Annotated in this window: 13 protein-coding genes and 1 pseudogene; 9 read left to right on the top strand and 5 right to left on the bottom strand. The window is 61.1% G+C overall.

Annotated elements, in window-relative coordinates:
- Positions 1-156 precede the first annotated feature (156 nt).
- The 3 genes and pseudogenes from Q1V60_RS07785 to Q1V60_RS07775 all read right to left on the bottom strand — a co-directional run bounded on the left by Q1V60_RS07785 (position 157) and on the right by Q1V60_RS07775 (position 2,717).
- Positions 157-714, bottom strand: a complete 558-nt coding sequence (locus Q1V60_RS07785; protein WP_300628961.1) for an L-threonylcarbamoyladenylate synthase — start codon at positions 712-714, stop codon at positions 157-159.
- Positions 715-772: 58 nt separating this feature from the next.
- On the bottom strand, positions 773-1,876 hold the full coding sequence (dprA, locus tag Q1V60_RS07780; RefSeq protein WP_300628959.1) for a DNA-processing protein DprA: 1,104 nt from the start codon (positions 1,874-1,876) through the stop codon (positions 773-775).
- Between the two features lie 63 nt (positions 1,877-1,939).
- A pseudogene (locus tag Q1V60_RS07775) lies at positions 1,940-2,717 on the bottom strand (peptidoglycan-binding protein).
- A 135-nt stretch (positions 2,718-2,852) separates the two neighbouring features.
- Between Q1V60_RS07775 and def the strand changes: the two are divergent.
- The 5 genes from def (at position 2,853) to Q1V60_RS07750 (ending at position 7,412) form a co-directional block, all read left to right on the top strand.
- Positions 2,853-3,359, top strand: coding sequence for a peptide deformylase (def, locus tag Q1V60_RS07770; protein WP_300628958.1), 507 nt, complete (start codon positions 2,853-2,855; stop codon positions 3,357-3,359).
- A 69-nt stretch (positions 3,360-3,428) separates the two neighbouring features.
- The gene (gene fmt / locus Q1V60_RS07765; RefSeq protein WP_300628956.1) at positions 3,429-4,382 is read left to right on the top strand and encodes a methionyl-tRNA formyltransferase; all 954 of its coding nucleotides are present in this window, start codon (positions 3,429-3,431) and stop codon (positions 4,380-4,382) included.
- Positions 4,379-5,689 (top strand): 16S rRNA (cytosine(967)-C(5))-methyltransferase RsmB, encoded by a 1,311-nt coding sequence (rsmB, locus tag Q1V60_RS07760; protein ID WP_300628955.1) that lies wholly within the window; start codon positions 4,379-4,381, stop codon positions 5,687-5,689. Before fmt ends, rsmB begins: the two co-directional genes overlap by 4 nt.
- A gap of 22 nt (positions 5,690-5,711) precedes the next feature.
- A complete protein-coding gene (gene trkA / locus Q1V60_RS07755) occupies positions 5,712-7,085 on the top strand; it encodes a Trk system potassium transporter TrkA (protein ID WP_300628952.1) in 1,374 nt (457 codons plus the stop codon).
- A 15-nt stretch (positions 7,086-7,100) separates the two neighbouring features.
- Positions 7,101-7,412, top strand: a complete 312-nt coding sequence (locus Q1V60_RS07750) for a tetratricopeptide repeat protein (RefSeq protein WP_300628950.1) — start codon at positions 7,101-7,103, stop codon at positions 7,410-7,412.
- 239 nt (positions 7,413-7,651) lie between these two features.
- Here the strand turns inward: Q1V60_RS07750 and Q1V60_RS07745 are convergent, their stop codons facing one another.
- Both Q1V60_RS07745 and tag read right to left on the bottom strand, forming a co-directional pair.
- On the bottom strand, positions 7,652-8,539 hold the full coding sequence (locus Q1V60_RS07745; protein WP_300628948.1) for a lysophospholipid acyltransferase: 888 nt from the start codon (positions 8,537-8,539) through the stop codon (positions 7,652-7,654).
- A 40-nt stretch (positions 8,540-8,579) separates the two neighbouring features.
- The gene (gene tag / locus Q1V60_RS07740) at positions 8,580-9,137 is read right to left on the bottom strand and encodes a DNA-3-methyladenine glycosylase I (RefSeq protein WP_300628945.1); all 558 of its coding nucleotides are present in this window, start codon (positions 9,135-9,137) and stop codon (positions 8,580-8,582) included.
- A gap of 81 nt (positions 9,138-9,218) precedes the next feature.
- Between tag and glyQ the strand changes: the two genes are divergently transcribed.
- The 4 genes from glyQ to Q1V60_RS07720 all read left to right on the top strand — a co-directional run bounded on the left by glyQ (position 9,219) and on the right by Q1V60_RS07720 (position 13,614).
- Complete coding sequence (gene glyQ, locus Q1V60_RS07735; RefSeq protein WP_003187265.1) at positions 9,219-10,172, top strand: glycine--tRNA ligase subunit alpha; 954 nt, start codon at positions 9,219-9,221, stop codon at positions 10,170-10,172.
- Positions 10,169-12,223, top strand: coding sequence for a glycine--tRNA ligase subunit beta (glyS, locus tag Q1V60_RS07730; RefSeq protein ID WP_300628942.1), 2,055 nt, complete (start codon positions 10,169-10,171; stop codon positions 12,221-12,223). The genes glyQ and glyS overlap by 4 nt, the downstream gene beginning before the upstream one ends.
- On the top strand, positions 12,223-12,762 hold the full coding sequence (gene gmhB, locus Q1V60_RS07725; RefSeq protein ID WP_300628963.1) for a D-glycero-beta-D-manno-heptose 1,7-bisphosphate 7-phosphatase: 540 nt from the start codon (positions 12,223-12,225) through the stop codon (positions 12,760-12,762). The genes glyS and gmhB overlap by 1 nt, the downstream gene beginning before the upstream one ends.
- 81 nt (positions 12,763-12,843) lie before the next feature.
- Positions 12,844-13,614: a lysophospholipid acyltransferase family protein gene (locus Q1V60_RS07720; protein ID WP_300628940.1), complete on the top strand. Its 771-nt coding sequence runs from the start codon at positions 12,844-12,846 to the stop codon at positions 13,612-13,614.
- Positions 13,615-13,659: the final 45 nt, after the last annotated feature.

Below are 13,659 nucleotides of genomic sequence, written 5' to 3'. Positions count from 1 at the left end.
CCAACGGGAGCAAGCTCCCTCGCCACAGGTCGCAGGTTTTTCTGCTTTAGCGCTTAACTGACCGGCATTAGGGCAAGCCCGGCGCCCACACTTTGATCTGTGAATACATTCAAAATGTGGACGCCGGGCTTGCCCGCGATGCGGCGCGACCCGGTCTCAAGACGGTCGCACCACATCCCCGGTCGCCAGATCACGAATCAAGCTCGGGTTCTTGCGCCCACCCAGGGCGCCACCCAACACCAGGTCCACTTGCCCGCGGAAATACTGCTCCACCCGAATCCGTGTACGGGCGGCCGGGCGGCCCTGGGGGTTGGCCGAGGTGGAAATCAACGGCCCGACCTGGGCGCACAAATCCCGTACCAACGGGTGGTCAGTGACCCGCAGCGCCACGGTGTCATGCACACCCGTGACCCATTCCGGCAGCAAGTCCTGATGGGGCACCAGCCAGGTATTCGGCCCAGGCCAGGTGCTGGCCATGCGCTCGATCCAGGTGTCGGGGAAGTCTTCAAACAGGAAGTCGAACTGGCGGATATTGTCCGCCACCAGGATCAGGCCCTTATCCACCGAGCGATTCTTGATCGCCAGCAGACGGTCCACCGCTTCTTCATTCCACGGATCGCAGCCCAGGCCCCAGACCGCTTCGGTCGGATAGGCAATCACCGCACCTGCGCGAATTTCTCGTGCAGCTTCCAGCACACGCCACCTGTTGACCATTGTTTACTCTCCGAACTAAAGCTTTGGGCAGTTTACCGATCTTCGTTACAAAACCCAGCTACAACAGCTCGCAACGCGCAAGCCAGCGCCCGTTTTCGCAGGTCACCTGGCCCTCGAGTTCCAACTCGGTAAGGGCCGCCAGCACCTGGGACAGCGGCCGGTCGCTGGCAATCGCCAGGGCTTCGCTGGTATGCGGAGCCGCATGCAGCAGGGCCACCAGAGGGCGCACGACCGGCACCGGTGCCGGGCGTGACAACGCCTGCCAGCCGCGCAAGCCTTCAAGAATGTGCTCGATGGTTTCCACCAGCACCGCGCCATCGCGGATCAACTGATGACACCCCTTGGCCCCGGGATGATGGATGGAGCCTGGAATGGCGTACACCTCGCGCCCCTGTTCCGCCGCCAGCCGTGCGGTAATCAGCGAACCGCTGGCCATGCTGGCTTCCACCACCAGAACCCCCAGGGATAAACCGCTGATAATGCGATTGCGCCGTGGGAAATTACCGGCCTGGGGTGGAGCGTCCAATGGAAACTCGGAAACGACGGCGCTGCCCTGGGCGATCATGGCGGCGGCGAGCTTCTTATGGCGCTGTGGATAAAAATTTTCCAGGCCGGTGCCAAGCACGCCGATGGTATGACCGCCCACATCCAAAGCCGCCTGATGGGCCGCACCATCGATACCCAGCGCAAGGCCGCTGGTGATGACAAAACCGGCGCTTGCCAGGCTGCGGGAAAAAGCGGCGGCAGTGTCCATGCCGGGGCGGGAAGCACGACGGCTACCGACCATGGCCAACTGCGGCTTTTCCAGCAGCATCGGGTCGCCGGCAACGAATAACAGCGGCGGTGCATCATCAATCTGGGCGAGCAGGGCAGGGTACTCAGGCCGGTCCCACATCAGCAAATGCTGGCCGGGGCGCTCCAGCCATGCCAATGCCGCGCTGGCCCCATCGCGGATATCCGGACTGCGCCGGGCATCGGCACTGACGGCCGGCAACCCAAGAGAGCGCCAGGCACTGGCAGGTGCGCTGATGGCTTTCGAAGCAGAGCCGAACGCCTCCATCAATACGCGAAAACGCTGGGGACCCAGTTCCGGAAGCCTGTGCAAGCGTAGTCGGGCCTCAAGCTCTGCCGGGGAAACTTCATTGCTGTTTATCGAAGACATCTGATCATCCTTGACCGGAACAAGCTGTGGATAACTCTGTTGGTAACTTATTTAGCAGGCTATTTATTGCGTTTGATCGGCCGTCTCGAAACGATCCATAACCACCAAGGGGCCGCGACGCGCTTAGCACCAGGGCGTAACTGAGTTTTTCATAGGTACGAAACACCAGCAGGGTGCCGGCGCGGACATCCGGGAGCGTCGTCGACGCACGGTTGAGCGGATCGCGCACCGACGCGCCGGCCTTGATTACTGTGAGCAACTGGCCTTCGACCACGCCATCACGGCGTCCCTTGTTCAAGGTCACCGCATCCAGCACACCGATCTGCGTGACGCCTTTGGGGATGTCGATGATATGCCCTTCAACGAAGGGTGCGGATGCAGGGGTTTTCAGGTCGGCCAGGCCGACGCCGGGTGCAGCGCGAAGCAAACGGTCGCCTGGGCGGATTTCCTGAGTGACCCGTTGCACGGCCAGGGTGGTGAGGTCATCGGCCAGCAAAAAGCGCGCGGTGCCGATGTCGTCGGCGTTGATTCCAAGCAGTTCCTGGGTATGGGGGTCTGTGTAGAGCTTGCCCCGGCGGAAGATCCCATAGCTCGGCTGGGCGGGGTCCAGGCGCCCTCTGGCGTAGATACGATCCCCGTTGGCGCCCAGCACGCGTCCGGCATCGGCGGCGACGATATAGGGCGCGTTGTCCAGCTCGTGGGGCGAATCGAGTAGGCGGTTATGCAGTAAAAAGCCCTGTATGGCCTTTTGTGTGATGGGGTCCAGGCGCTGGCCGGGCGGTGGAATCAGCGCCATGGCGAAGGGGGCCCATAGCAGCAAGACGAGTAGCGATTTCCTCATGGGGTCAATCTCCTTTATTATGTGCGTTCGCGTGAAACGCCATAGCCTTCGCGGCTTTCGACCGTTTCACACCGGCTGCCTGGGTCCATCCCACCGCCGATTTGCCTCTACCTCACATGTGCAGCAATTACGCTTATGGCTATTTTGAACATCCTCGAATTTCCCGACTCGCGCCTGCGCACGATCGCCAAGCCGGTGGCCGTAGTGGACGACAAGGTTCGTCAGTTGGTCGATGACATGTTTGAAACAATGTATGAAGCCCCGGGCATCGGCCTCGCCGCGACCCAGGTCAACGTACATTTGCGCGTCGTGGTCATGGACCTGTCCGAAGACCGCAGCGAACCGAGGGTTTACATCAACCCCGAGTTCGAACCGCTGACCGACGAGATGGGCGAATACCAGGAAGGTTGCCTCTCGGTGCCGGAGTTCTACGAGAACGTCGAACGCCCGCTGCGCGTGAAAATCAGGGCTCTGGACCGCGACGGCAAACCGTTCGAGCTGATTGCCGAAGGCCTGTTGGCGGTGTGCATCCAGCATGAGTGCGACCACCTCAACGGCAAGCTGTTTGTCGATTACCTGTCCACGCTCAAACGTGACCGGATCAAGAAGAAGCTGGAAAAAAAGCATCGCCAGCAAGCTTGATGCCCTTCTTCCAAAGGCTTGCTGCGGCAAGCCTTTTTCTTTTGTGACTGCTTTTAACCGAGAACTCCGATGACCGAGCCACTGCGCATTGTTTTTGCCGGTACACCCGAATTTGCCGCCGAACACCTCAAAGCGCTGCTTGCCAGCCCTTATGAAATCGTCGCGGTGTACACCCAGCCGGATCGCCCGGCCGGGCGCGGGCAAAAACTGATGCCCAGCCCGGTCAAGCAACTGGCGCTCGAGCACTCTATCGCCGTGCTGCAGCCACCCACCCTGCGCAACGCCGATGCCCAGGCCGAACTGGCTGCACTGAAGCCGGACCTGCTGGTGGTGGTCGCTTACGGCTTGATCCTGCCCCAGGCCGTACTCGATATCCCGCGCCTGGGCTGCATCAACAGCCACGCTTCGTTGCTGCCACGCTGGCGCGGAGCGGCGCCGATACAGCGCGCGGTGCAAGCAGGCGACAGCGAAAGCGGCGTAACCGTCATGCGCATGGAAGCTGGGCTGGACACCGGCCCGATGCTGCTCAAAGTCACGACCCCGATCACCGCGCAAGACACCGGCGGCAGCCTGCACGACCGCCTCGCTGAAATGGGCCCGCCCGCCGTCATCCAGGCCATCGCCGGTCTCGCTGCCGGCACCCTGCAAGGTGAAGAGCAGGACGACAGCCTGGCCACTTACGCCCACAAACTGAACAAAGACGAAGCCCGCATCGACTGGAACCGCCCCGCCGTAGAGCTGGAGCGCCTCGTGCGCGCGTTCAACCCATGGCCCATCTGCCACAGCACACTCAACGGCGAAGCCTTGAAAGTACTGACTGCCACCCTGGCCGATGGTAACGGCGCGCCCGGAGAAATCATCGGTGCCAGCAAGGACGGCCTGTTGGTCGCCTGCGGTGAACAGGCGTTGTGCCTGACACGTCTGCAATTGCCCGGTGGCAAGGCGCTGAACTTCAGCGATTTGTTCAACAGCCGCCGTGAGAAATTCGCCCCGGGCACGATCCTTGGGGTGACCGCTCAATGAACCCACGTCTGGCCGCCGCCAAGGCACTCGCCGCCGTACTCAGCGGCAAGGCTTCGCTGAACAGTTCGCTGCCTGTCCAGTTGGACAAGGTCGAAGACCGCGATCGCGGTTTCACTCAAGACCTGGCCTTTGGCACCGCGCGTTGGCAGCCAAGGTTGTCGGCGTTGGCGGCCAAGCTGCTGCAGAAACCTTTCAAAGCGGCCGATGCCGATGTTGAAGCGTTGCTGCTGGTCGGCCTCTATCAATTGCTCTACACCCGCGTACCGGCCCACGCCGCCATCGGTGAGACGGTGGGTTGCGCCGACAAGCTGAAAAAACCCTGGGCCAAAGCCTTGCTCAATGCCGTGCTGCGCCGCGCCCAGCGCGAAAGCGAAGCGCTGCTGGCCGAGCTGGAACATGACCCGGTGGTGCGCACCGCCCATCCGCGCTGGCTGCAAAAAGCCCTGAAAGCCTTCTGGCCGCAGCAATGGGAAGCGATCTGCGCGGCGAACAATGCGCATCCGCCGATGATCCTGCGGGTCAATCGTCGCCATCACAGCCGCGACGCTTACCTGCAATTGCTCAGCGAGGCCGGCATCAACGCGGCGCCGTGCGTGTACAGCATCGACGGCATCGTGCTTGAAGCCGCCGCAGACGTGCGCAGCCTGCCGGGCTTTGCCGACGGTTGGATCAGCGTGCAGGACGAAGCCGCGCAACTGGCCGCCGACCTGCTCGACCTGGCGCCCGGCCAGCGCGTATTGGACGCCTGCTGCGCTCCGGGCGGTAAGACTTGTCACATCCTGGAAGTCGAAAAGGACCTGGGCGGTGTGGTCGCCGTCGACCTGGAAGCCAAGCGTCTGGTGCGCGTACGCGAGAACCTTGCACGCCTGGGTTTGAGCGCCGAATTGATCGCCGCCGACGGCCGCGACACCGCCACCTGGTGGGATGGCAAACCGTTCCAGCGCATCCTGCTGGATGCGCCGTGTTCGGCCACCGGCGTGATCCGTCGTCATCCGGATATCAAGCTGACCCGCCAACCCGACGACATCGTTGCCCTGGCCGCCTTGCAAGGCGAACTGCTCGATGCGCTGTGGCCGACCCTGGAAGTCGGCGGCATTCTGCTTTACGCCACCTGTTCCACCTTGCCCACCGAGAATACCGACGTCATTGAAGCCTTCCTCGCCCGCACCAGCGGCGCACGGGAACTGGACCTCGCGACCACGGCCGGCATCAAGCAACTGCACGGTCGCCAACTGCTCGCGCAGGAAGGCGGGCACGATGGCTTCTACTACGCCAAACTGATCAAGATCGCCGCCGCGCGCGGCTGAATGGTTTTAAGGGAGTGACCGGATGAAAATCATCATCCTTGGAGCAGGGCAGGTCGGTGGCACGCTGGCTGAACATTTGGCCAGTGAAGCCAACGACATCACCGTGGTCGACACCGATGCCGAGCGCCTGCGCAATCTGGGCGACCGCCTGGACATCCGCACGGTACAAGGTCGTGCGTCGTTCCCGACCGTGCTGCGTCAAGCCGGTGCCGACGATGCCGACATGCTGGTCGCGGTCACCAACAGCGACGAGACCAACATGGTCGCCTGCCAGGTCGCCCACACGTTGTTCCACACCCCGACCAAAATCGCCCGTGTCCGCGAAGCGGCCTACCTGACCCGCGCCGGCCTGTTCGATAACGACGCCATTCCGGTGGACGTGCTGATCAGCCCGGAACAGGTTGTAACCCACTACATCAAGCGCCTGATCGAAATTCCGGGTGCCTTGCAGGTGATCGACTTCGCCGAAGGCAAGGCGCAACTGGTTGCGGTGAAGGCCTACTACGGCGGGCCGCTGGTGGGCCAGCAATTGCGCCAGCTGCGCGAACACATGCCGAATGTGGAAACCCGCGTCGCCGCCATTTTCCGGCGTGACCGGCCGATCCTGCCCCAGGGCGACACGGTGATCGAAGCCGATGACGAAGTATTTTTCATCGCGGCCAAGGCAAATATTCGCGCGGTCATGAGCGAAATGCGCCGGCTCGACGAGACCTATAAACGCATCGTTATCGCTGGCGGCGGGCAGATCGGTGAGCGCTTGGCGGAGGCCATCGAAAGCCGCTACCAGGTGAAGATCATCGAGATGAGCCCCACGCGCTGCCGGCATTTGTCCGACACGCTCGACAGCACCGTGGTGTTGCAGGGCAGTGCCTCCGACCGCGACCTGCTGATGGAAGAAAACATCGCCGACGCCGATATCTTCCTGGCGCTGACCAACGATGACGAGGCCAACATCATGTCCTCGCTGCTGGCCAAGCGACTGGGGGCGAAGAAGGTAATGACCATTATCAACAACCCGGCCTATGTCGATCTGATTCAGGGCGGCGATATCGACATCGCCATCAGCCCCCAATTGGCCACCATCGGCACGTTGCTCGCTCACGTACGCCGTGGCGATATCGTCAGCGTGCACTCCCTGCGCCGGGGCGCGGCAGAAGCCATTGAGGCAATTGCCCATGGTGACTCGAAGTCGAGCAAAGTGATCGGCAAGGCCATCCGCGATATCGGCTTGCCACCGGGCACGACCATTGGCGCAATCATTCGCGATGAAGAAGTGATCATTGCCCACGACGACACGGTAATCGCCACCGGTGACCATGTGATCCTGTTCCTGGTGGACAAGAAACATATCCGCGATGTGGAGAAACTGTTCCACGTGGGCTTGAGCTTTTTCTGATCAAGGAGTGAAGCAATGCTGGAGTCTCTGGAAAAGATGTTGGCCAAGGGTGTGGACAACTCGCTGCTGCGCTTCGGCTTGGGCAAGGGCTATCTGGACTTGAAGGACCACGCCAAGGCAGCGGAGCATTTGCACAAATGCGTCGAGTTCGACCCGAAGTATTCGGCGGCGTGGAAATTATTGGGCAAAGCGCAGCAAGGGCTGGGAGATGCTGCAGCAGCGCGGCAGGCGTGGGAGATGGGCATCGCAGCGGCCCAGGCCCACGGCGACAAGCAGGCTGAAAAAGAGATGACGGTGTTTCTGAAGAAACTCGGCCGCCAGGCCTGAAGGTGTTTCTGAACAAACTCGACCGCCAGGCCTGAAGGTGTTCCTGAAAAAACTCGACCGCCAGGCCTGAAGGTGTTCCTGAAAAAACTCGACCGCCATGCCTGAATGTAGATCAAACATGTGGAAGCGGGCTTGCTCGCGAAGGCGCAATGTCAGTCACTGGGTGTGAAACTGATATACCGCCTTCGCGAGCAAGCCCGCTCCCCATTGGTTGTGCATAACTCTCGAAAAAGAATGAATCAGTACCACCGCGCCTCGCCCGGCGGGCGTTTCTTGAAGCGCTTCATGCTCCACATGTACTGGCTCGGGTAGGCGCCGACATACCGCTCCACCACTTTGCTCATCGCAGCGCAGGACGTGGCGGTATCGGTGCTGTACATGTCTTCCGGAGCCGCTTCCAGGATCACCTTGTAGCCCGAGCCGTCCGGCAAGCGCAGGGCATGCAGGAACACGCCCACCGCCTTGTGGCCCGCGAGCATGTTCGGCACGAACTTGCTGGTCAGCGCCTGGGTCGCGAAGAACGGCACGAAAATCCCGGCGGATTCAGCCGGCTCAGGGTCGGCAGGGATACCCACCTGGCCGCCTTTGCGCACTTCCTTGATCACGCTGAGAATGCCTTCCTTGGTGGACGCCGCCACGCGGTTGCCCAGTTGCACGCGTTGCTTGCGCAACAACTCATCGACGGCCTTGAGCTTGGGCGGGCGATAGAAAATGATCGGTTTGCACTGGCTGCAATAGAAATGGTTCAGCACTTCCCAGTTGCCCAGGTGGCTGGTGATACCCACCACGCCTTTACCCGACGCCAAAGCCTCGTGCAGCACCTCCAGCCCTTCGACTTCGCGCACCAGGTCGATGGAACGCTGGGCCGGCCAGATCCAGGCGCAGGCGCTTTCGGTCAGTGACTTGCCGATATCCATCAGGCTGCGGCCCACCAGGCGCTCGCGCTCGACCGGGTCCATGTCCGGGAAGCATTTGGCCAGGTTGATCCGCACGGTGTCGCGGGAGCGGTTGGGGGTTTTCCACATGATCCAGCCGATGCCGGTGCCGACGGCTTGTACAGCGCGCCAGGGCAGCAGGGCAAACAACCGAAGAGCGCCTACCAGCAAGGCGCCTTTAAACTTTTCCACAGGTCACTCCTGATCGTGTGTGGTACGCAAAGCGCGCATTCTAACCGGCGTTGACCAGGTCCGCGTAACGGTCGCAGTCCTGAGTGTGGTCCATGACCATGCCCGAGGCCTGCATGAACGCGTAGCAGATGGTCGGCCCGACAAAGGTGAAACCGGCTTTTTTCAAGGCTTTGCTCATGGCTTCGGCCTCGGGCGTAATCGCCGGGACTTCGCTGCGATCCTTGAAGTGATTGACCTTGGGCTTGCCGCCGACAAACGACCAGAGCAAACCGACAGGGTCCTCCAGCGCCAGCCAGGCGGCGGCGTTGCGGCGTGTGGCGTTGAGCTTCAGGCGGTTACGCACGATGCCTGGGTCCTGCATCAGCGCTTCGATTTCAGCGTCGGTCAGCTTCGCCAGACGCGGCGCATCAAAGCCGAACAGCACCTTCCGGTAATGCTCGCGTTTGCGTAAAACGGTGATCCAGGACAAGCCCGCCTGGAACCCTTCGAGCAAAAGCAACTCGAACAAACCCTGCGCATCGCGCAGCGGCGTTCCCCACTCCTGATCGTGATAAGCCATGTACAGCGGATCTTCAGAACACCAAAAGCAGCGTGGCATAAGGCTCCAGAGAGTGGTGGCGGGGCCGAATCGGGTATACTCCCGCTCTTTAAATCGCAGCCCAAGTAACAGGTGAATTTCGTGAGCCAGCCTACGCCAGCCGTGCGTACCTTCCAAGACTTGATCCTCGCCCTCCAGCAATACTGGGCCGAGCAAGGTTGTGTGGTACTTCAGCCCTACGATATGGAAGTAGGCGCCGGCACTTTCCACACCGCTACATTCCTGCGGGCCATCGGCCCCGAAACCTGGAACGCCGCTTATGTGCAGCCCAGTCGTCGCCCGACTGACGGCCGCTACGGCGAAAACCCGAACCGTCTGCAGCACTACTACCAGTTCCAGGTGGTATTGAAGCCCAACCCGGACAACTTCCAGGAACTGTACCTGGGCTCGCTTAAACATGTCGGCCTGGACCCATTGGTACACGACATCCGTTTCGTCGAAGACAACTGGGAATCGCCGACCCTTGGCGCCTGGGGCCTGGGCTGGGAAGTCTGGCTCAACGGCATGGAAGTGACTCAATTCACTTACTTCCAGCAAGCCGGCGGCATCGAGTGCTACCCGGTCACCGGCGAAATCACCTACGGCCTCGAGCGCCTGGCCATGTACCTGCAAGGTGTGGACTCGGTCTATGACCTGGTGTGGGCTGACGGCCCGTTCGGCAAAGTTACCTACGGCGACGTGTTCCACCAGAACGAAGTGGAGCAATCCACTTACAACTTCGAACACGCCAACGTCGACAAGCTGTTCGAACTGTTCGATTTCTATGAAAGCGAAGCCAAGCGCCTGATCGAACTCGACCAGCCGCTGCCGTTGCCGAGCTATGAAATGGTGTTGAAGGCCTCCCATACCTTCAACCTGCTGGATGCACGCCGTGCCATCTCGGTCACCGCGCGCCAGCAATACATCCTGCGTGTACGCACCCTGGCGCGTTCCGTCGCTCAAGCCTACCTGCTGGCACGCGCCAAGCTGGGCTTCCCGATGGCAACCCCGGACCTGCGTGATGAAGTGTTGGCTAAGCTGGAGGCTGCACAATGAGTGCTCAAGATTTCCTGGTTGAACTGGGCACCGAAGAGTTGCCACCCAAGGCACTGAACACCCTGGCTGATGCATTCCTGGCCGGTATTGAAAAAGGCCTGCACAGCGCCGGGTTGGCATTCGAAGCGAAGAAAGTCTACGCCGCGCCGCGCCGCCTGGCGGTGCTGCTCACCGCGCTGCAAACCCAGCAGCCGGACCGCAACATCAACCTCGACGGCCCGCCGCGTCAGGCCGCATTTGACGCCGAAGGCAACCCGACTCAGGCGGCATTGGGCTTTGCCAAAAAGTGCGGCGTTGAGCTGAGCGAAATCGACCAGAGCGGTCCGAAACTGCGGTTCAGCCAGGTCATCACCGGCAAGCCGACGGCCAGCCTGTTGCCGACCATCGTCGAAGATTCCCTGAACGACCTGCCGATCCCCAAACGCATGCGCTGGGGTGCGCGCAAGGAAGAGTTCGTACGCCCAACCCAATGGCTGGTGATGCTGCTCGGTGACCAGGTCATCGATTGCACCATCCTCGCCCAGAAGGCCGGCCGTGACTCCCGTGGTCACCGCTTCCACCATCCTGAAAGCGTGCGCATCACCTCGCCGGCCAACTACCTGAATGACCTGCGCGCCGCCTACGTTCTGGCCGATGCCAATGAGCGCCGCGAGCTGATCAGCAAGCGCACCGAAGAACTGGCCCGCCTGCAGGAAGGCACCGCCATCGTGCCGCCAAGCCTGCTCGACGAAGTGACCGCCCTGGTTGAATGGCCGGTGCCGCTGGTGTGCTCGTTCGAAGAACGCTTCCTCGATGTGCCGCAAGAAGCGCTGATCACCACCATGCAGGACAACCAGAAGTACTTCTGCCTGCTGGACGTGGACGGCAAGTTGCTGCCGCGCTTTATCACCGTGGCCAACATCGAAAGCAAAGACCCGCAACAGATCATCGCCGGTAACGAGAAAGTCGTGCGCCCGCGCCTGACCGACGCCGAGTTCTTCTTCAAGCAAGACAAGAAGCAGAAGCTCGAAGACTTCAACCTGCGCCTGCAAAACGTGGTGTTCCAGGAAAAACTCGGCAGCGTCTACGACAAGGCTGTGCGCGTTTCCAAGCTGGCCGCTTACATTGCGCCACGCATTGGCGGCGACGCCGGCTGGGCTGCGCGTGCAGGCCTGCTGTCCAAGTGCGATCTGGCGACCGAGATGGTCGGTGAGTTCCCTGAGATGCAGGGCGTGGCCGGTTACTACTACGCCCTCAACGATGGCGAACCCGACGATGTGGCCCTGGCGCTGAACGAGCAGTACATGCCACGGGGCGCCGGTGCCGAGCTGCCAAGCACCCTGACCGGTGCGGCGGTGGCTATCGCCGACAAGCTGGACACGCTGGTTGGCATCTTCGGTATCGGCATGCTGCCCACCGGCAGCAAAGACCCGTATGCCCTGCGCCGTGCGGCCCTGGGCGTGCTGCGTATCCTGATCGACAAGAAGCTGGACCTCGACCTGACCCAGGCCGTGGTGTTTGCGGTCGGTCAATTCGGTACCAAGGTCAAGCAAGCCGGCCTGGCCGAGCAAGTGCTGGAGTTCGTGTTCGACCGCTTGCGTGCGCGTTACGAAGACGAAGGCGTGGACGTTTCCGTCTACCTGTCGGTTCGTGCCCTGCAACCGGGTTCGGCGTTGGACTTCGACCAACGTGTGCAAGCCGTGCAGGCGTTCCGCAAGTTGCCGGAAGCCGATGCATTGGCCGCCGTGAACAAACGCGTATCGAACCTGTTGAGCAAGGCCGATAACCTCGGCACTGCCGAAGTGGACCCAGGCCTGTTTGCCGATGCCAAGGAGTTCTCGCTGAACTCGGCCATCGCCAAGGCCGAAAACGCCGTGAAGCCGCTGATCGCCGAGCGTAACTACGCTGAAGCGTTGGCGCGCCTGGCGTCGTTGCGGGAGCCGGTGGATGCGTTCTTCGAAGCGGTGATGATCAATGCCGACGATGCCGGCGTGCGGAAAAACCGCTACGCCATGCTCGCGCGTTTGCGTGGCCTGTTCATCAATATCGCTGACATTTCCGTACTGGGCTGATCATGTTGAAACTGCTGATTCTCGATCGGGACGGGGTGATCAATTACGACTCCGACGCTTACATCAAGTCGGTGGCGGAATGGATTCCATTGCCCGGTTCGATCGAGGCCATCGCGCAGTTGAGCAAAGCCGGCTGGACAGTGGCAATTGCCACGAACCAGTCCGGCATCGCCCGTGGTTATTACGACATTGCCACCCTGGACGCCATGCACGCGCGCTTGCGCACGCTGGTGGCGGAGCAGGGCGGTGAGCTGGGGCTGGTGGTGTACTGCCCCCATGGGCCGGATGAGGGCTGCGCTTGCCGCAAACCCAAGCCTGGGATGTTGAAAACCATTGCAGAACATTACAAGGTGCCTTTGGCTGGGATATGGTTCGTCGGGGACAGTCTCGGTGACCTGGAGGCGGCCAAAGCCGTCGACTCTCAGCCAGTTTTGGTAAAGACCGGGAAAGGCGAAAAGACCCAGGTGAAAAACCTGCCGGTAGGCACTTTGATTTTTGACGATCTGGCGGCGGTTGCCGCAGAACTTATCAACAACTAGCCGCCCTCGACTTCCTGACCAAGGATGTTCGGGAGTGCGCTTTTAACAGGCGGGCCGTGTCCCGCAACGGTAAATGCCGCCATGTCGATCTTGCAGGCCATCAGAACCTTTTTCTTTTACCTGCTGCTGGGCACCAGTTCGTTTCTCTGGTGCACCCTGAGCTTTTTTATTGCACCTTTCCTGCCGTTCAAGGCGCGCTATCGTTTTATCAATGTGTATTGGTGCCGCTGCGCGTTGTGGCTGTCCAAGGTTTTCCTGGGCATCCGCTTCGAGATCAAAGGTGCTGAAAACGTCCCCGACCAGCCCTGCGTGATTCTGTCGAACCACCAGAGCACCTGGGAAACGTTCTTTCTCTCGGCGTACTTCTCGCCCCTGAGCCAAGTACTCAAGCGTGAGTTGCTGTACGTGCCGTTCTTTGGCTGGGCCATGGCGATGCTGCGCCCGATTGCGATCGACCGTGACAATCCCAAGGCAGCGCTCAAGCATGTCGCAAAGAAGGGCGACGAGTTGCTCAAGGATGGCGTTTGGGTGCTGATCTTTCCGGAAGGTACACGTGTGCCTTACGGCACCGTGGGCAAGTTCTCGCGAGGGGGTACGGCATTGGCGGTCAACGCCAACCTGCCGGTGTTGCCGATTGCGCATAACGCCGGCAAGTTCTGGCCCAAGACCGGCTGGGCCAAGCGCCCAGGCACCATTACTGTGGTGATCGGCGAGCCAATGTATGCACAGGGCGAAGGCCCACGCGCCATTGCCGCGCTGAACGACCGCGCCGCTGCATGGAACGAAGCGCAGCAACGGGCCATGGGTTCGTTACCGCCGGAGCCGGTAGTGGTAGAGACGCCGGAAGTTTGAGCATCTGTGGATAACCTGTGTACGGTTTGTTGGTTAATTAGCTTT

It is taken from the genome of Pseudomonas sp. (genome assembly GCF_030147005.1).
Classification (GTDB): Bacteria; Pseudomonadota; Gammaproteobacteria; order Pseudomonadales; family Pseudomonadaceae; genus Aquipseudomonas.
The sequence above is the reverse complement of the archived record's forward strand: the minus strand, read 5'-3'. Positions and strand labels throughout refer to the sequence as shown.